Here is a 17,496-nt window from a genome sequence, read left to right on the forward strand (position 1 = left end):
GTGAGTAGGAACATCCTATTAACTTTTAACCCATAACGAATAACGAAAACAATAACATTGTAAAACTGCCTAAAGCACGAATAAAAAAAGACCGTCTAAAAATAGCTTTTAAGACGGCCTCTTTTTATTTCCGTTCATTGCTATTGTTTTGTATCGCTTAACTGAGCTTCTACCCCAGCCAACATTTCTTTTACCAGGCTGTCCAGATCAAAGTTATGCTCCCAACCCCAATCTTCACGGGCCCGGGAATCATCGATACTCGAAGGCCAGGAATCGGCAATTTTTTGCCTGAAATCTGGTGCATAATCTATTTTAAAATCAGGGATATTTTTCTGAATGGCTTCAGCCAGATTCCCTGGTGTAAAACTCAAAGCCGAAAGATTATAAGAAGACCGCACCTTTACTTTCTCTGAGTCGGCCTGCATTAAATCTACGGTCGCTTTTATAGCATCATCCATATACATCATTGGCAACCCGGTGTCTTCAGATAAAAAACTGGTATAAGCTTTATTTTTAAGGGCTTCGTGAAAAATTTCGATAGCATAATCGGTAGTACCGCCGCCGGGTAGGGTCTTGTAACTAATAATCCCGGGATAGCGTAAACTTCTTACATCTACGCCATATTTATCGTGAAAATATTCACACCATCTTTCGCCGGTTTGTTTGCTTATTCCATACACGGTAGATGGTTCCATAATCGTAGTTTGCGGGGTATTCTGCTTTGGAGTGGTAGGTCCAAAAACCGCAATACTTGAGGGCCAGAATACCTTTTCAATCTTTTTATCCTTTGCAAAATTCAGAATATGAAAAAGAGAATCCATATTTAAATTCCAGGCTTTCATAGGAGCTTTCTCGGCGGTTGCACTAAGCATAGCAGCCATAAGATAAACCTCGCTTATCTCATATTGCTCGATTAAACTCTCAATGCGGGCGGCATCTTTAGCATCGGCCAGTTCAAATGGTCCCGATTCCATCAGCTCTTCACTGCCTTCCCGAATATCGCTGGCAATGACATTGTCGTTGCCATAAAGTTCGCGCAGTTTCAGGCTAAGTTCAGTTCCAATTTGTCCGCAAGCACCAATGATTAAAATTTTACCGGCCATAAGATTGATTTTTCCGCAAATATATTTAAATCTGTAAAGGTATTCGCAAGATTAGAGGGCAAAGACGGGTTTCGGTTAAAAAAAATTCAGCCCAGCAACTTAAATTGTTTGGCTTAAGATTTAGACTAACTTTGTGAACATGAAAAAAATCATTTTCATCCTATTGGGTTTAGTTGTCATTGGCTGCCAGGACAAAAATTCCGGGCAGGATACGACAGAACAAATAGACAGTACCGGCTTTAACAAGCAAATCGAATTGCCGGCCGAGCAGGTTATCCTGGTGCCTGAAGCCCGAAAATATGCGATTGAATGGCTGGCTTATATCACCGCACAGAATGAAATAGATAATTTTCGTGGAGCCGATGTGAATTACATTAAGGAGAACTCAAAACCCCTGGTGCAGATCATGCAAAATTTAAAATCCAGCCTGCCAGATTCTTTGAAGTCTAAGGCTGTAGAGTCCCGAATTAATGTGTTACTTACCAAAACCAGGATACTGGACCAGGTTTCGAGTATGAGAAACCCCAATCCAGATCATATTGTCGAAGCTGCCGGGGATATACCGGGAGAATGGAATAATTTTAAACTTCAGCTAAACGAACTTTTCCTGAAAACGCTCGAAGATTTTGAACGGGAGCTGGATGAAATTGAAAACCAGCGTCGAAATCAAAGCCGGGACAGTTTGGAGCTACCTGAAATTTCTATCTAAAAGCTTACCTTAGATTAAAATTTTAAAGATGAAACAATTCTTAATTTTAATACTCACCTGTCTTTTAGTTTCCTGCAATTCTGAAGCTGAATCCCGCAAGAATTCAGCCCTGCATAATCCCGACCGGTCAGATTCTGAAATAAAAGAGCGAATAGATTCCCGGCTTGATGAATGGCACCAGGCCGCAGCCGAAGCAAATTTCGAAACCTACTTTGACCTAATGAGCAAAGACGGAATCTTCCTGGGCACCGATGCCACCGAAAACTGGCAAAACGAGGAATTTAAAGAATTTTCAAAACCTTATTTCGACCAGGGAAAGGCCTGGAATTTTACTGCCATAGAGCGCAATATTTATATTGGAGAATCCAAACAATATGCCTGGTTCGATGAAATTCTGGACACTCAAATGGGCCTTTGTCGCGGTTCGGGAGTGATGGAAAGAAAAGGGAACCAATGGAAGGTAAAACACTATGTACTTTCTATACTTATTCCAAACGACAATGTGGAAGAAGTCACCCAAATTAAGAAAGAATTCGACTCGGGATTTCTGGACGGCTTTAAGGACAATTAAAATTTTATTTGCCGCGGCAGGAGAAAAATAACTTCAGCCAGCAAATAATAAGATTAATCCAGCCTAATCACTTTTGCTGTGAAATGCATTCCTTTTTAGTATTTTAGCCTAAATTTTTTAATTAATCACACCACACATGAAAAGAATAAGCAATGTGCTGATGTATTCATTCTTAGGAGCTGCGGTTCTTACCGGCTGTAAAGATGATGACAAACGCACTGTGGAAAAAGAAGAAATCCACGGAATTAATTTGGCTTATATGGATACTACCGTAAGCCCTCAAGATGACTTTTTCAGGTATGTAAACGGGAAATGGGTAGACTCTACCGAGATCCCCGGAGACCAAACCACCTGGGGTAGTTTTATGGAATTGCGCCAACGCACCGATGCCGATGCCCTGGCTCTTTTAAATGCCGCTTCAAAAAACGACAGCCTTGATCCTTCCAGCGACCAGGCTAAAGCGGTTTATCTTTACAAAACCATTATGGATACCGTAGCCCGTAACGAAAGGGGTGTAGAGCCGGTAAGACCATATTTGGCCAAGGTAGATTCTATTCAGAATAAAGAAGACCTGCAGGCTTATCTAACTGAAATGCAGCAATACGGGGGCGGCGGATTTTTCTCTTTCGGAGTACGCTCTGATGCCAAAAACAGCAATATGAATGCGGCCTACCTTTACCCTGCCGGACTTGGACTTCCTGATAGAGATTATTATGTAGCCGACGATTCAGATTCTAAAGAGAAAAGAGAGAAATACAAAGAGCATATCGCAAGAATGCTTCAGTACATAGACTATTCTGAAGAAGAAGCTCAAAATGCTGCTGAAAGAATTTTAGCCTTTGAAACTTCTTTAGCCCAACCTCAACTGGATAAGGTAGAGCGTAGAGATGCCAGAAAAACCTATAATCCAATGACGGTTAAGGAACTTCAGAATAAGGTTTCAGCCATTAACTGGAATGAATATTTTGAAGGAATTGGTGCCAATGACCTGGACACTATCATCGTTTCCCAGCCAAAGTATATGGAAGCACTTCAAAAGACCTTCGCTGCCAACTCGGTTGAAGACTGGAAAGAATACCTAAAATGGAGCCTTTTTAATGATGCTGCCTCTACCCTTTCTACTGAAATCGAAACTGCGAACTGGGAATTTTATAATCAAACCCTACAGGGAGCCCAGGAGCAACGCCCACGTGACGAGCGTGCGCTTATGACAGTAAACCGTACTCTTGGAGAAGCATTAGGTAAACTTTATGTAGAAGAACATTTCCCGGCTGAAGCCAAAGAAAAAGCTCAGGAAATGATTTCCAATATCGTAAAGGCTTTTGAAACCAGAATCAATAACCTTAGCTGGATGAGCGAAGACACCAAGAAAAAAGCTCAGGAAAAACTAAGCACTACGGTAGTAAAAGTAGGATATCCAGACGAGTGGAAAGATTACAGCGATCTTGAAATCAAAGATGTGGAAGATGAGGGCTCCTATTTCGAAAATATGATGAATGCAAGAAAATGGAGTGTTGCCGATAATATGGCCGATCTTGGCAAGCCGGTAGATAAAACCGAATGGTTTATGCCTCCACAAACGGTGAATGCATATTACAACCCTAGTTATAACGAGATTGTATTCCCTGCAGCTATTTTGCAACCCCCATTCTACGATTATAAAGCCGATGCTGCTGTAAACTATGGCGGAATTGGTGCTGTGATAGGTCACGAAATCTCTCACGGATTTGATGACAGCGGTTCAAGATTTGATTCGGAAGGAAACCTTAACAACTGGTGGACCGATGAAGATTTGAAACAATTTGAAACCCTGGGTAACGATTTAGCCGAGCAGTATTCAGCTATCGAAGTTTTGGACAGCGTATATATTAACGGAAAATTCACTCTGGGTGAAAACATTGGAGACCTTGGTGGGGTAAATGCAGCCTATGACGGGCTTCAAATTCACCTGGAAGAAAACGGGCATCCCGGAGAAATCGACGGATTTACTCCAGAGCAGCGTTTCTTTATGAGCTGGGCAACGGTTTGGAGAACCAAAATGCGCGATGAGGCTTTGAAAAACAAAATTAAAACCGACCCGCATTCACCAGGAATGTACAGGGCTTACGTACCCCTGCAAAACATCGATGCTTTTTACGAAGCATTTAATGTAGAGGAAGGTGATAAAATGTATGTAGCGCCAGAAGATCGTGTGAGAATCTGGTAAGCAATAATTGCTATAATTTTAAGTAGGCTGTCTTTTCAAGGCAGCCTATTTTTTTACCCAAAATGATAAAAAGCATCGGGTAAATGTTCAATTCGGGTGCCGGCATTATTAATGATCACAGCAATAATATCAAAGCGAACTTCTTCTTCAATATTATTTTCAGTTAAAAAATAATCGGCGGCTTTTACCATTTGCCTTATTTGTTTAGGCTTCACAAAATCCTGCGGATTCCCAAAATCGGGGGTGCTGCGGGTTTTAACCTCTACGATCACGACGGTATCGCCTGTTCTGGCAATTATATCTACCTCTGCTTTTAAATATGTGTAGTTCTCGGCCAGAATCTCATACCCGCTATTGCGCAGAAATTCTACCGCAAGCCGTTCCCCCTTTTTGCCAAGCGCATTGTGTTTTGCCAATTCAAATTGCTTTGTTCAAAAATTAGGGATTCTAAAGAAAAAATTTACTGGGGGAATTTTTCTATTTTAAGTACATAATAGTTTTTACCCTTAAGTTCAGGGCTTCAATTTCTTCGGGGGTGGCATCTACCAAATGATCTCCATAAAACTTATTAGCGGGGTCATTTGCTGGTTCCAGAAAAACCTGCACATTGGTGCTTTCTAGATCACCATTATTCCACATCACAGCACCACCATAATCCCAGCCGAATCCGTAGAAAGAAATCTCCCGTCCGTTTAGGCGCTCCAACTCTTCGTAGGTGGTTCCTACTTTGATGCCGGTAGCAGAATGCCATTTTCCGTTTCCTGAAAAGGTGATATCATGAATTTCGGTGCGGGCTGCATCATTCCAGGTGATCTGAATTTCATCGGGCGTGCCCCGGTATAATACGGTATACGGCCTTTCAATAGTACCCTCTTCAAACAGGCCGGTATCTTCGTAGATATTGGCATCGGCATAGTTTGCGGCCAGTTGGGCAGAAGTCGCATTGGCCAGGTTTTCCAGCAAATATTTATCTTCAGGAGCAGTACTTATTTTCTTAGCTCCTCCACAGGCAGCTAAAAGCACTGCGCTAAAAAGCACAAAAATCTTCTTCATATTGGTTAAAGTTGTTTCTGAAGGAATTTCCGCAGAAAACTTCAGAAAAAAAATTCAAAACTAAATTAGAAACAATGCCTGAAGCCGCCTTGTCTTTTACAAGAATTTAACGCCTTTTCTGGAAAGTTGCTTACCTTTACGGCTTCGAAAAATCAAGCAGAATAATGAGCGAATCTACACAGCGATATACTATTACAGCAGCTTTACCCTACACCAACGGCCCAATTCATATAGGACATTTGGCAGGCGTTTACGTGCCAGCCGATATTTATGCCCGCTACCTGAGAATGCAGGGCAGGGATGTAGCCTTTGTTTGCGGCAGTGATGAGCACGGGGTGCCAATTACTATCAAAGCAAAAAAAGAAGGTGTGAGCCCGCAGGATATCGTAGATAAATACAATGCCATCATCAAGCAATCTTTTGTAGATTTTGGCATTTCGTTCGATAATTATTCGCGTACCTCGGCCCAGGTGCATCACGAAACCGCTTCAGAATTTTTCAAAAAAATGTATGAAGACGGGAAGTTTATCGAAGAAACCACCAAACAGCTATATGACGAAAAAGCCGGCCAATTCCTGGCCGATCGCTTCGTGACCGGGACCTGTCCCAAATGCGGTAACGAGGAAGCCTATGGTGACCAATGTGAAAGCTGCGGAAGTTCTCTTAACGCCACAGATTTGATCAACCCGAAATCGGCCATAACCGGGGAGGTGCCAACTTTAAAAGAAACCAAACACTGGTTTCTACCATTAGATCAATACCAGGACTGGCTTCAAAAATGGATAGTGGAAGGACACGCCCACGACTGGAAAAGCAATGTACACGGGCAGGTGAAATCCTGGCTAAACGATGGGCTTCGGGCGCGTGCCGTTACCCGTGATCTCGACTGGGGAATCCCTGTACCTGTAGAAGGCGCCGACGGCAAAGTGCTGTATGTTTGGTTTGATGCCCCAATTGGCTACATTTCTTCAACCAAAGAATGGGCAGAGCGCGAAGGCAAAGACTGGGAGCCCTACTGGAAAGATGAAAATACCAAACTCATCCACTTTATCGGGAAAGATAATATCGTTTTCCATTGTATCATTTTCCCGGTAATGCTGAAGGCCCACGGCGATTATATTTTACCTGAAAATGTGCCCGCCAATGAATTTTTAAACCTGGAGGGGAAGAAATTATCAACCTCCAAAAACTGGGCAGTTTGGTTGCACGAATACCTGGAAGATTTTGAAGGCCAGCAGGATGTCTTGCGTTATGCGTTAACCGCAAACGCCCCCGAAACCAAGGATAATGATTTTACCTGGAAAGATTTCCAGGCCAGAAATAATAATGAACTGGTAGCGATCTTCGGAAATTTCATCAATCGCGTTGTGGTACTCACCAACAAATATTATAATGGAGAAGTGCCGCAACCGGGAGCATATACTGAAGTTGATTCGCAAACTTTGGCCGAGTTGAAGGCATATCCGGCCGTGATTGCCAGTTCTATTGAAAAATACAGATTTCGTGAGGCCCAGGCCGAGCTTATGAATTTAGCGCGTTTAGGAAACAAATACCTGGCAGATGAAGAACCCTGGAAGCTGATTAAAACCGAGGAGGAGCGCGTTAAAACCATTATGTATGTGGCATTGCAAATCGCCTCTGCTCTGGCGACTCTTAGCGAACCTTTTTTACCTTTTACTTCAGGAAAACTGAAGAAAATGCTTCAGTTTTCAGCTGCGGAAAATGAGCTAACGGGAGCGGAGATTTCACAGTGGGAAAAGATCGCGACCCGGGAAGCTTTATTGCCTGCCGGGCATACTATAGGAAAAGCCGAATTGCTTTTCAGCAAAATTGAAGACGAACAAATCCAGAAACAATTGGACAAACTTGAAGCCACAAAATCTGCTAACGCAGCTGAAGCCGCCGAAGCCGAACCACAAAAAGAAACCGCCACTTTCGAAGATTTCACTAAAATGGATCTAAGGGTGGGCACCATCATCGAAGCTCACAAAATGCCAAAAACCAAGAAATTGATGGTTTTAAAGGTCGATACCGGGCTGGACCAGCGTACGGTGGTTTCAGGAATCGCCGAACATTTTAAAGCCGAAGAGATCATTGGCAAAAAAGTGACGGTTCTGGTAAACCTTGCCCCCAGAAAACTTCGCGGCGTGGAAAGCCAGGGAATGATTCTTATGACTGAAAACCCCCAGGGAAAACTGGTATTTGTAAACCCCGATGAAGAGGGAGTGAAGCCGGGAACGACTATTAATTAGTTTTCGGCCTATACCCACATTTTTTAGGATAAAAGCGATATAAAAGTCAGATGTCACCCTAAGCGTAGTCGAGGGGAACTGTGGTGCCTAAATTTTTTAAAAAATTGTTCAAAGTTGCCTACCACCCTATTTACAAACATCCCCTCCCCGAGGGACATAGATTCCCGATGGAGAAATATGAATTGCTGCCCAGGCAGCTGCTTCACGAAGGTACCTGCGTGGAAACCGATTTTTTCGAACCTTCGTTTCCGGCTCAGGAAGATATTTTAAAGGCTCACGATCCTGAATATTTTCACAAATTAATCGGTTTGGAACTGAGGCAGAAAGAAATTAGGCGCAGTGGCTTTCCACTTTCCCGGGAACTTATAAATAGGGAGCTCATCATTGCCGATGGCACGATTAAAGCCGCGAAATTTGCTTTGGACGACGGGATTGCTTTTAATATTGCCGGGGGCACCCACCACGCCTATTCCAACCGGGCCGAAGCCTTTTGCCTTTTAAATGACCAGGCTATCGCCGCCAGATACCTTCAGCAAAATAAACTGGCTGAGAAAATCCTAATCATCGATTTAGACGTGCACCAGGGCAACGGTACCGCCGAAATTTTTGAGAATGATAATTCAGTCTTCACCTTTTCGATGCACGGGAAGAATAATTATCCGTTTAAGAAAGAGAAATCAGATCTGGATATAGAGATAGATGATGGCACCGAAGATGAAGCCTACTTAAAAATTTTAAAGCAAACACTCCCCAGGCTTCTCGAAGAACAACAACCAGATTTCATTTTTTATTTATGCGGGGTTGATATTTTAAAAGGTGACAAACTGGGAAGACTGGCCTGCAGTTTAAACGGATGCAAAGAACGCGACAGATTTGTGTTACAAACCTGCCACGATCTTGCGATTCCGGTTCAATGCAGTATGGGCGGTGGCTATTCTCCCGATATCAAAATTATTATCGAGGCTCACGCCAATACCTACAGGCTCGCCAGGGAAATTTTTTCCTAATCTCCCCGGCCGCCTGATTTCTATTTATTTCCCATCAGCAATAATTCATTGCACACCACCTCGGTAATATAGTGTTTATTGCCTTCCTTATCGTCCCAGCTACGACTGGTTAGTTTTCCTTCGATTCCTACTTCTTTGCCCTTATTTACATATTTTTCAATCAGTTCGGCGGTTTTTCCCCAGGCTATAATATTATGCCATTGGGTGTCTTTCACCTTCTCCCCATTGTTGTTTTTGTAATTCTCACTGGTGGCCAGAGAGAATTTTGCCAGCTTTTTACCCGATTCCAGGTTTACGATTTCAGGTTCTCTACCTACATTCCCGATCAACTGTACTTTGTTTCTTAAAGTGCTCATAACTTTTAAATTTAATTAGCTGAAAATCGTTCGTTCATTTCAACACAACAAACTTAGATTGGAACGCAAATATTAATCGGTTGGAAAGCATTTGTTTTCGTTTACAGCCGTTTGTAAACGTTTGTACACAGCTAAAAACTCGCATTAATTTCGTATAATTAAAGCTAAAATCATCTTGCTACAATGACTGAAAAACAAAAAATGCTGGGCGGGGAGCTGTACAATGCCACCGATAAAGTTCTGGCTAACGACAGGCGCATCGCACGACTCAAATTTCAAAAAATCAACTCCCTGGGGGAAGAACATTCTGCTGAACGCAAAAAGATCTTCAAAGAACTTTTTGGCCAATCGGGGAAAAATTTATGGATCGAACCTCCCTTTTTTTGTGATTATGGCTATAATATAAAATTGGGCAAAAACGTCTTTATGAATTTCAATTGTTGTATCCTCGATGTTTGCGAGGTGAAAATTGGCAATAACGTTTTTATGGGCCCCAACGTGCAAATTTATACCGCCACCCATCCGCTTGATGCTAAAACCCGAAATTCATTACTGGAGTCGGGAAAACCTATATCTATTGGCAATAGCGTTTGGATTGGCGGGAATGCTGTTATATGTCCAGGGGTGAAGATTGGTGACGGCGCAGTAATTGCAGCCGGTGCCGTGGTGGTTAAAGATGTTCCTTCCAATGTGCTGGTGGGAGGAAATCCTGCCCGAATCATCAAGGAAATCAATAATAATTGATTAAAACCTATTCAATTTATGAATGAAACAAAGAATTCACGAGATTCTTCGGGTCTCCAATAAACGCTATGACCTTAGCTGGTTTGTCGATTTTTTCACTATTAGTCTTATTGTGCTTAATGTTATTGCTCTAATCCTCGAAACCATAGAGCCGGTTAGGGAAAAATACCTGGAGTTTTTTCAGCTATTCCAGCTTTTTTCGGTGCTTATCTTCAGCATTGAATATGTGTTGCGGGTATGGACCGCCAATTTAAAACCCGGGTTTAAGACCCCGGTTTGGGGCAACCTAAAATACACCACTACCCCACTGGCCATCGTCGATTTGCTCGCTATTTTACCTTTCTATCTTCCGTTTTTGGGGGTAGATCTCAGGTTATTCAGAATGTTCCGCATTTTCAGGTTATTTCGTTTGTTTAAAATTGCGAGATATCTCACCGCGCTGGCTCTTATCAACAGGGTAATCAAACAGAAAAAGGAAGAATTATTTATCTCTCTTGTCTTTACCACTTTTCTCTTGCTCATCACCTCAACCCTGATGTATTATGTTGAAAACAAAGAACTGAGTTAAAAAACAAGTTCTTTAAGCTAATTTCGAGACAAATTTTTCATCATAAGGCAATCCTGATTTTGCGATAGCGAATGCTTGTTTTAGGAGTTTATTACACACTGCGATTAAGGCCAGTTTTTTGCTTTTTCCCTTTGCTATAATTCGTTCATAAATTTCCCTGCAGGCCTTGTTGTGTTTACTGGCTGAAAAACTACACATAAATAAGAGGTGTCTAAGCTTTGCATTGCCCATTTTAGTGATCCGGCTTCGGCCTCTCACGCTAGTTCCTGACTGGCGTAGCGTAGGAGTGATTCCGGCATAACTGCAGAGTTGCCGGGAGTTTTCAAAATTTGAAAATCCATCAGTTAAAACGATCAACATAATAGCAGTTTTGTTTCCTAAACCGGGAATGCTTTTTACTAGAGTTAATTGTTTTTGTTGCTCTTCTTTTACGATCTCTGTCAGGCGATCCTCCAGGATTTTGATTTCTTTCTGAACAGCCTTTAACGATCGGTTTAGTGAATGGTATACTGTCTTGGAGGGTTTGCCCAGGGTTTTCTCTCCATGCAGCTTGTTCTTCAAGGCAGTGCTTTGTTTCAAATAAATGTCAATCAGGCGTACAAGTTGTAAACATTCCGCCTGGTTCTTGTCTTTTGCAGTATAGGGTGGAACTTCATTTACAGTGGCATACTCACAAATTGCTTTTGCATCAGATTTATCTGTTTTACCTTAGAAAGTTTCATCTGAATAAACCTTTTGACTGATAAGGGATTCACTACAGAGACATTTACATTGTTTTCATAAAGGAACTGTGCCAACCGGTAGTGATAATACCCTGTAGCTTCCATTGCTACTAAAGCGTCTGTAGGAAGAGTTTTTAGAAAAGCTTTAAAACCGTTACCATCGTTCTTGAATTGAGAATGATTTCCATTGGAATCTGCAACATCAAATACATTCTTACTGATGTCTACTCCATAAATTTGTTTACATTTATTCATAGATAACTGATTAGGAAAGGACGCCTACTTTGTTTTCACCATCTTAAAAACGAGATCAAAGTCTCATAGAACTGAACGAAATTGAAGTAGAAAAGAGAGGGGGTTTTCAATGTTTACGGAATCTAAATATTCCTATGCTCAAAATAACCTTACTCCTCTCTTTTGTTCTTTCTGATTAGTACGTAAAAGTTAAGAAATCAAACTTAAGATGCTCAACCCGAACATTTTTCAAGTATTCCCGAGACTATGTGGTGGGGCATTGCCACTTTAACCACCGTGGGCTATGGAGACGTATATCCTATCACCCCGCTGGGCAAATTGCTTGGAGGTGGAATTGCCGTAATAGGGATCGGACTTTTTGCCCTTCCCACCGGAATCCTGGCTTCAGGATTTTCTGAAGAGCTGGCCCGCAAAAAGTTAAACTTTGAGAGTTGTCCCACCTGCGGACAGGAAATCTCGGAAAATTCAGAAAATTAAATATGTCAAAAAATAGAGATAAAGTTTGGTATGCCTGCTATGGGTCTAACCTTCAGCAGGAGCGTTTTCGCTGTTATATTAGTGGCGGGCAGCCTCCCAACGCCAAACGGGTATATCCCGGTTGCAGCAATAAGGTTTTTCCGAAGAAAAATAAAGCCCTGCAAATTCCGGGAGAACTCTATTTCGCCAAAAGCTCTAAAACCTGGAGCGGCGGCGGTGCAGCTTTCATCAAATATGAACCCGGCTCTGCTCAAAAAGTTTTGGGCCGAATGTACCTCATCACCCGCGAACAGTTCATCGAACTGGTACAGCAGGAAATAAAATTTACTGGGAAGTTTGATATAGACCTGGAACAGGTAAAAGAAAAAAACCATCTCGATATGCAAAATGGTTCCTGGTACGACCGAATTATCTACCTGGGGGAAGAAGAATCGTACCCAATCTTTAGTTTTACCAATGAAAAATTCCTGGCTTCAGAGATAAATTCTCCCCACGAATTTTACCTGAACATCATCATAGCCGGTCTACGGGAGACCTATAATTTATCTTCTGAAGAAATTCGAAATTATTTAAAAGACAAGAAAGGAATTGCCGGCACCCCTATCGAGAAAAAATTAAATGAATTAAGCGAAAAATAACCTCCCGAAAATCCAAATTCTATGCAAGCCGCCAATGTGAGTCAGTTAAAAAAAGAGCTTCAGTTTCGCTCCCGGGAGGAACTTTTGGAAATCTGTTTAAGACTGTCGAAATTCAAAAAAGAAAATAAAGAACTCCTCACTTATCTGCTGTTTGAAAGCGAAGATGAGATGGGCTATGTAGGTAGTGTAAAACGGGAGATCGATGTTGAATTTGACGCCATCAATACCAAAACCTGGTATTTCATCAAAAAAAGCATCAGGAAGATTTTGCGCAATCTTAAAAAGTTTATCCGTTATTCGGGCAAAAAGGAAACCGAGGTAGAATTGCTGCTGTATTTCTGTGAAAAACTCAAGGAATTCCCCAAAGATATTCGGCAAAACAAAACCCTGGCAAATCTTTACGAACGACAACTCGCCCTGGCGCAAAAGAAAATGCTGGGCCTTCACGAAGATTTACAGCACGATTTTAGAATACAGATCGAAGAATTAAATTTGTAGGCTTACAAAAAATAGATTTTTATTAAAAATTACCAGTTTTCCCCTGTAGGAAGAAATTGGGCCTTTTTTGTAATATTTCGTTATGGAAAAAGCCTGTTTAGAATGCGGAGAGAAAATCATAGGCCGCACCGATAAGAAATTCTGCAGCGATTACTGCCGAAATGCGTGGCATAACACGCAAAACAAGGATAATCGCAATTTGATAAGAAATGTGAATAACCGGCTTCGGAAGAATTATCGCATCCTGGAAGAATGCAATCCTTCAGAAAAAACCACCATAAGCCGAAACCGTTTACTGGCCAAGGGCTTTAGTTTCGATTACTTTACCAGCATCTACACCACAAAAACAGGCAAAAGGTATTATTTTGTGTATGACCAGGGCTATTTGCCATTAGAAAATGACATCTTTGCCCTGGTAAGAAGAAATTAGTGTTGCCAGGTATAACCTTTTAATCCACAGGCAGCTCGTAGCACATCACTCTGGCTAATCTGGCCAATAAGTTTTCCGTTATCGACTATAGGAAATCTTCTATGTTTTCTCTCTATAAATATTTTGGCAGCATCCATCACGTTCATATTCCCGTCTATAGTTTCCACATTGCAGGTCATACGTTTACCAACAGTGGAATCTTCCAGGGGCATATTATAATACTGGCTGTCTGAGATATGCTTCATACAATCCCCTTCAGAGATGATTCCTTTTAAGTTATTATGCTCATCTACCACGCAAGCTCCAGAAATCTTATGTTCGAGAAACTTTTCGGCTACCTTCATAATATTATCGTCTTCCCTAAAAGTAATTAGGGAGGTACTCATATAGTCTCTCACCAGCATAGGAGTTTCTGCCGGTTTTTCGGGCTCCGCTCTTTTTCCTTGAAAACTTTTAATTGCCATATCGGTTTATTTTTAGGGTTAATCTTCTAAATATAAGAAATTTAAAAGGATTTATAAAGAGGCTTCTCCCGGGCTGGAAAACCATTATATCTTGAGTATATTTATTTGCTGAAATTTCAAGCCATTTTTTATGCTGAAAAATTTACCTCCAATTTTCTCTATTCTTCTCCTTGGAGTGGCCTTCTGGTTCACCAATAACAGCAGCCAACCCCGATTTAAAAACGATCTGGATGCACCTGAAATTGAATTTTCTACTCAGCGGGCATTTATTCACGTGGAGAATTTAGCCAAAGCTCCGCATTATCCCGGTACCGCCGAACATAGCCGGGTTCGAAATTATATCGTTAATGAGCTTCAAAATATGGGGCTTTTGGTGCAAACCCAGGAAGATTACAGCCTGAGCAAAAACGGAAGCCTGGTAAGACCCCAAAACATCTTAAGCCGAATTGAAGGCAGCGGCAATGGCAAAGCTTTGCTTTTAATGTCTCATTACGACTCCAACCCGCATTCATCGTTGGGTGCCAGCGATGCCGCAAGTGGGGTGGCAACTATACTTGAAGGCATAAGGGCATTTTTAGCCCAAAATGAAGATTTTGAAAATGATATTATTCTGTTGTTTACCGATGCTGAAGAACTCGGCTTAAACGGAGCTCAATTATTTGTGGAGGATCATCCCTGGGCAAAAGACGTGGGATTAGCCCTAAATTTCGAATCCAGAGGCAGCGGCGGAAATTCGTTTATGCTGCTCGAGACCAATTCAAAAAATGCAGCTTTAATCAAAGCTTTTAAGGAGGCGAATCCGCAGTATCCCGTGACAAATTCCCTGGCTTATAGCATTTATAAAATGCTGCCCAACGACACCGATCTTACAGTGCTTCGCGAACAGGCCGATATCCCGGGATTTAATTTTGCATTTATAGACGATCATTTCGATTACCACACCGCCACCGACATCCCCGAAAATTTAGATAAAGAAAGCCTCGCCCACCAGGGCAGTTACCTTATGCCTTTGCTACAGCATTTTAGCCGTGCCGACCTTTCTAACTTTTCTTCAGAAGAAGATCTTATTTATTTTAGTCTGCCCGGTGGGGAGATGATTAGCTATCCTTTTAGCTGGATCTACCCAATGCTTTTTGCAGCTATTCTTGTTTTCCTGCTGCTGCTCGCCTACGGAATATCGCTGAAAAAACTCAAGCTTAATCAAATTTTACGGGGCACACTGGCCTTTCTTCTAAGCTTTGGCCTGGCCGGCCTGCTCACCTACGGCTTATGGGAATTTTGCCTTTACATCTATCCCGAATATGCTGAAATGGAGCACGGCTTCACCTATAACGGCTATTACTATATAGCTGCATTTATATGTTTGGCCTTCAGCATTGCATTTTTCATTTATCACAAATTTCATTCGAAAGAAGACGAGGCTTCCCTTTTCGTTTTTCCGCTATTCTTTTGGCTTTTGCTTTGCGCTCTGCTGGCAGTTTATCTAAAAGGCGCGGCCTATTTCATCATCCCGGTATTTTTTGGGCTGTTGCAGTTATTTATAATGTTTCGTCAAAGCAGGCCGGTTTCTCTGCTTATGGCGTTTTTGAGCTTACCGGCCATTTTCATCCTGCTGCCGTTTATAGTATCATTTCCGGTGGCGCTGGGCTTAAAAATTCTATATGCTTCTGCCCTGCTTTGTGTGCTGCTTTTTTCATTAATGTTTCCGGTTTTTGCTTATTTCAAACGAAAAAAAGCCCTGGCCCTGCTCGGTTTTTTAGTTTTCAATATCCTGTTTTTCACGGCGCATTTCAAGTCGAAATTCAACGAAGAAAGGCCCAAGCCAAATTCCCTGGTTTACCTGTATGATGCAGACAGCCAAAGTGCCAGCTGGAGATCCTACGACCTTATGCCCGATAGCTGGACCGAAAATTTCTTCGGAAGTGAACCTGTGGTTTATCCTTCTACTGAAGCCCGCTTCAGCAGTAAATACGGTTCGGGTTTCACCTGGAAGGTGGCCGCACCCGAAATTGATTTAGCAGGACCAAACATAATATTGGATAGCCTGGAAACCTCAGAAGGCATCACCAGTTATTCTTTGCAAATCACTCCTAACCGAAAAATCAATCGCCTGGAGCTTTTTGCCCCCCGGGACCTGAATTTTGAAACTTTCAGCGTAAACCAACTTACCGCTGGCGACGTGCAACTGGGTGAAAACAGTTTTAATATCCATACCAAACGCTGGCACGACCGGTTACTCACCTGGCAGGTCTCGGGCCGGGACAGACTGCAAATAGAATTCAGCCTGGCTTCCGATCAAAACCCGGAGTTTACGCTATACGAAGCCAGTTATGATCTTTTGGAAAATCAGCAACTAAATGTACCCCAAAGGGATTCTACGATGATTCCCCGGCCATTTGTGCTCAACGATGCGATAATCTTTAAGAAAAGTATAAGTTTTGAGTAAGCCCTGGTTTCGTAGTTTTGATTAGTAATAAATGCAATATTGAATGAGAATTCTAAATTTTAAACCTTAAAGTGGAGAACAATATTACTCACCTCCCCATTGGGGAGGCCGCTCCTTGTCACCCCGAGCGCAGTCGAGGGGTCAATAATTTTAACAACCTATGATTTCAAAAAATCTCGGCATTCTGGGCTGCGGCTGGCTTGGCTTCCCTCTGGCCAAAAAACTGGTCGATGCAGGTTACCACGTTAAAGGCTCGGTTACCCGGCAGGAAAAAATGGGAAAACTGCAGGCTGCGGGCATTACCCCCTTTCAGATAAAGATCTTCACTGAAGGCGTGCAGGGTGATCTTACTTCCTTTTTAAGCGAAATAAAAACTCTGATCATCGACATCCCACCCGGACTTCGAAGCGATCCTGAAGCCGATTTTGTAGGAAAAATAGGCAGGCTTGTAAATTATATAGAGAAATCGGCTGTAGAGCAGGTGCTTTTTGTGAGTTCCAGCTCGGTTTATGAAGACCGGGAAGATTTTCCCGAATACACCGAAGAAGATGCACCCAACGGCACTTCAAAGGCAGCCAAACAACTGATTTCTGCCGAAAAAATGCTGTTGAACAATGAACATTTTCAAACCACAGTAGTGCGTTTCGGCGGACTCATAGGTCCGGGGCGTCATCCGGTCAATTTCCTGGCCGGTCGCAGTGGTATTAAAAACCCCAAAGCCCCGGTGAATTTAATAGAGCAGGAAGATTGTATAGCGATCATTCAAAAAATTTTAGAAACCAGCTCCTGGGGTGAAGTTTTCAACGCCTCGCATCCCTCCCATCCCACTAAAGAAGAATATTATACATCCCAGGCCAGGGAAAAAGGCCTCGCCTTACCCGAATTCGATAAAAGCGGAATCTCCAAAGGGAAAAAGATTAGTTCGCTAAAACTGGAAGAAGTGTTGGGGTTTGGGTTTGGAAAGACTATTTAATCAAAATAAACCTGACAGGTTTCT

17 protein-coding genes and 2 pseudogenes are annotated in these 17,496 nt (G+C 42.2%); 13 read left to right on the forward strand and 6 right to left on the reverse strand.

The genetic code is table 11. The annotated features are described in order from the left end of the window. Positions 1-140: 140 nt before the first annotated feature. The gene (locus ACW6QP_RS00005) at positions 141-1,103 is read right to left on the reverse strand and encodes an NAD-dependent epimerase/dehydratase family protein (RefSeq protein WP_457908778.1); all 963 of its coding nucleotides are present in this window, start codon (positions 1,101-1,103) and stop codon (positions 141-143) included. Positions 1,104-1,242: 139 nt separating this feature from the next. Between ACW6QP_RS00005 and ACW6QP_RS00010 the strand changes: the two genes are divergently transcribed. The 3 genes from ACW6QP_RS00010 to ACW6QP_RS00020 all read left to right on the forward strand — a co-directional run bounded on the left by ACW6QP_RS00010 (position 1,243) and on the right by ACW6QP_RS00020 (position 4,589). Next, positions 1,243-1,812 carry a hypothetical protein gene (locus ACW6QP_RS00010; protein ID WP_457908779.1) on the forward strand — a complete coding sequence of 190 codons (570 nt, stop codon included), beginning with the start codon at positions 1,243-1,245 and terminating at the stop codon, positions 1,810-1,812. Positions 1,813-1,840: 28 nt separating this feature from the next. Then, a complete protein-coding gene (locus ACW6QP_RS00015; RefSeq protein WP_457908780.1) occupies positions 1,841-2,383 on the forward strand; it encodes a nuclear transport factor 2 family protein in 543 nt (180 codons plus the stop codon). Between the two features lie 136 nt (positions 2,384-2,519). Then, on the forward strand, positions 2,520-4,589 hold the full coding sequence (locus ACW6QP_RS00020; RefSeq protein ID WP_457908781.1) for a M13 family metallopeptidase: 2,070 nt from the start codon (positions 2,520-2,522) through the stop codon (positions 4,587-4,589). Between the two features lie 53 nt (positions 4,590-4,642). On the opposite strand, the gene ACW6QP_RS00025 is transcribed toward ACW6QP_RS00020, so the two are convergent. Next, positions 4,643-5,005 carry a YraN family protein gene (locus ACW6QP_RS00025; RefSeq protein WP_457908782.1) on the reverse strand — a complete coding sequence of 121 codons (363 nt, stop codon included), beginning with the start codon at positions 5,003-5,005 and terminating at the stop codon, positions 4,643-4,645. A gap of 61 nt (positions 5,006-5,066) precedes the next feature. Continuing rightward, the gene (locus ACW6QP_RS00030; protein WP_457908783.1) at positions 5,067-5,642 is read right to left on the reverse strand and encodes a hypothetical protein; all 576 of its coding nucleotides are present in this window, start codon (positions 5,640-5,642) and stop codon (positions 5,067-5,069) included. A gap of 164 nt (positions 5,643-5,806) precedes the next feature. Here ACW6QP_RS00030 and metG point away from each other — a divergent pair, with 164 nt between their 5' ends. Further along, on the forward strand, positions 5,807-7,894 hold the full coding sequence (gene metG, locus ACW6QP_RS00035) for a methionine--tRNA ligase (protein ID WP_457908784.1): 2,088 nt from the start codon (positions 5,807-5,809) through the stop codon (positions 7,892-7,894). 104 nt (positions 7,895-7,998) lie between these two features. After that, positions 7,999-8,901 (forward strand): histone deacetylase family protein, encoded by a 903-nt coding sequence (locus tag ACW6QP_RS00040; protein WP_457908785.1) that lies wholly within the window; start codon positions 7,999-8,001, stop codon positions 8,899-8,901. 20 nt (positions 8,902-8,921) lie between these two features. Here the strand turns inward: ACW6QP_RS00040 and ACW6QP_RS00045 are convergent, their stop codons facing one another. Then, positions 8,922-9,257: a single-stranded DNA-binding protein gene (locus tag ACW6QP_RS00045; RefSeq protein ID WP_457908786.1), complete on the reverse strand. Its 336-nt coding sequence runs from the start codon at positions 9,255-9,257 to the stop codon at positions 8,922-8,924. Positions 9,258-9,440: 183 nt separating this feature from the next. Here ACW6QP_RS00045 and ACW6QP_RS00050 point away from each other — a divergent pair, with 183 nt between their 5' ends. Beyond that, positions 9,441-10,001, forward strand: a complete 561-nt coding sequence (locus ACW6QP_RS00050) for a sugar O-acetyltransferase (protein WP_457908787.1) — start codon at positions 9,441-9,443, stop codon at positions 9,999-10,001. A gap of 22 nt (positions 10,002-10,023) precedes the next feature. Continuing rightward, positions 10,024-10,569 (forward strand): ion transporter, encoded by a 546-nt coding sequence (locus ACW6QP_RS00055; RefSeq protein WP_457908788.1) that lies wholly within the window; start codon positions 10,024-10,026, stop codon positions 10,567-10,569. 12 nt (positions 10,570-10,581) lie between these two features. Here the strand turns inward: ACW6QP_RS00055 and ACW6QP_RS00060 are convergent. Continuing rightward, positions 10,582-11,546 (reverse strand): annotated as a pseudogene (locus ACW6QP_RS00060) (IS110 family RNA-guided transposase). A gap of 231 nt (positions 11,547-11,777) precedes the next feature. Here ACW6QP_RS00060 and ACW6QP_RS00065 point away from each other — a divergent pair. The 4 genes and pseudogenes from ACW6QP_RS00065 to ACW6QP_RS00080 form a co-directional block, all read left to right on the forward strand. Beyond that, a pseudogene (locus ACW6QP_RS00065) lies at positions 11,778-12,023 on the forward strand (potassium channel family protein); the annotation flags it as partial. A gap of 2 nt (positions 12,024-12,025) precedes the next feature. Then, positions 12,026-12,661 (forward strand): hypothetical protein, encoded by a 636-nt coding sequence (locus tag ACW6QP_RS00070; RefSeq protein WP_457908789.1) that lies wholly within the window; start codon positions 12,026-12,028, stop codon positions 12,659-12,661. A 21-nt stretch (positions 12,662-12,682) separates the two neighbouring features. Further along, the gene (locus tag ACW6QP_RS00075) at positions 12,683-13,159 is read left to right on the forward strand and encodes a hypothetical protein (RefSeq protein WP_457908790.1); all 477 of its coding nucleotides are present in this window, start codon (positions 12,683-12,685) and stop codon (positions 13,157-13,159) included. Positions 13,160-13,241: 82 nt separating this feature from the next. After that, positions 13,242-13,589: a hypothetical protein gene (locus ACW6QP_RS00080; RefSeq protein WP_457908791.1), complete on the forward strand. Its 348-nt coding sequence runs from the start codon at positions 13,242-13,244 to the stop codon at positions 13,587-13,589. Here ACW6QP_RS00080 and ACW6QP_RS00085 read toward each other — a convergent pair. Continuing rightward, on the reverse strand, positions 13,586-14,053 hold the full coding sequence (locus ACW6QP_RS00085) for a CBS domain-containing protein (RefSeq protein WP_457908792.1): 468 nt from the start codon (positions 14,051-14,053) through the stop codon (positions 13,586-13,588). The genes ACW6QP_RS00080 and ACW6QP_RS00085 overlap by 4 nt on opposite strands. Positions 14,054-14,183: 130 nt before the next feature. Between ACW6QP_RS00085 and ACW6QP_RS00090 the strand changes: the two genes are divergently transcribed. Beyond that, positions 14,184-16,499, forward strand: coding sequence for a M20/M25/M40 family metallo-hydrolase (locus ACW6QP_RS00090; protein WP_457908793.1), 2,316 nt, complete (start codon positions 14,184-14,186; stop codon positions 16,497-16,499). Positions 16,500-16,659: 160 nt separating this feature from the next. Further along, a complete protein-coding gene (locus ACW6QP_RS00095) occupies positions 16,660-17,472 on the forward strand; it encodes an NAD(P)H-binding protein (RefSeq protein WP_457908794.1) in 813 nt (270 codons plus the stop codon). Positions 17,473-17,496 lie beyond the last annotated feature (24 nt).

The organism is Salegentibacter haimaensis (assembly GCF_054121495.1).

Bases quoted from the DNA above. Each gene is read 5' to 3' on its own strand.
- ACW6QP_RS00005 (WP_457908778.1), bottom strand. From the start codon at position 1,103: ATGGCCGGTAAAATTTTAATCATTGGTGCTTGCGGACAAATTGGAACT.
- ACW6QP_RS00010 (WP_457908779.1), top strand. From the start codon at position 1,243: ATGAAAAAAATCATTTTCATCCTATTGGGTTTAGTTGTCATTGGCTGC.
- ACW6QP_RS00015 (WP_457908780.1), top strand. From the start codon at position 1,841: ATGAAACAATTCTTAATTTTAATACTCACCTGTCTTTTAGTTTCCTGC.
- ACW6QP_RS00020 (WP_457908781.1), top strand. From the start codon at position 2,520: ATGAAAAGAATAAGCAATGTGCTGATGTATTCATTCTTAGGAGCTGCG.
- ACW6QP_RS00030 (WP_457908783.1), bottom strand. From the start codon at position 5,642: ATGAAGAAGATTTTTGTGCTTTTTAGCGCAGTGCTTTTAGCTGCCTGT.
- metG (WP_457908784.1), top strand. From the start codon at position 5,807: ATGAGCGAATCTACACAGCGATATACTATTACAGCAGCTTTACCCTAC.
- ACW6QP_RS00045 (WP_457908786.1), bottom strand. From the start codon at position 9,257: ATGAGCACTTTAAGAAACAAAGTACAGTTGATCGGGAATGTAGGTAGA.
- ACW6QP_RS00050 (WP_457908787.1), top strand. From the start codon at position 9,441: ATGACTGAAAAACAAAAAATGCTGGGCGGGGAGCTGTACAATGCCACC.
- ACW6QP_RS00055 (WP_457908788.1), top strand. From the start codon at position 10,024: ATGAAACAAAGAATTCACGAGATTCTTCGGGTCTCCAATAAACGCTAT.
- ACW6QP_RS00070 (WP_457908789.1), top strand. From the start codon at position 12,026: ATGTCAAAAAATAGAGATAAAGTTTGGTATGCCTGCTATGGGTCTAAC.
- ACW6QP_RS00075 (WP_457908790.1), top strand. From the start codon at position 12,683: ATGCAAGCCGCCAATGTGAGTCAGTTAAAAAAAGAGCTTCAGTTTCGC.
- ACW6QP_RS00080 (WP_457908791.1), top strand. From the start codon at position 13,242: ATGGAAAAAGCCTGTTTAGAATGCGGAGAGAAAATCATAGGCCGCACC.
- ACW6QP_RS00085 (WP_457908792.1), bottom strand. From the start codon at position 14,053: ATGGCAATTAAAAGTTTTCAAGGAAAAAGAGCGGAGCCCGAAAAACCG.
- ACW6QP_RS00090 (WP_457908793.1), top strand. From the start codon at position 14,184: ATGCTGAAAAATTTACCTCCAATTTTCTCTATTCTTCTCCTTGGAGTG.
- ACW6QP_RS00095 (WP_457908794.1), top strand. From the start codon at position 16,660: ATGATTTCAAAAAATCTCGGCATTCTGGGCTGCGGCTGGCTTGGCTTC.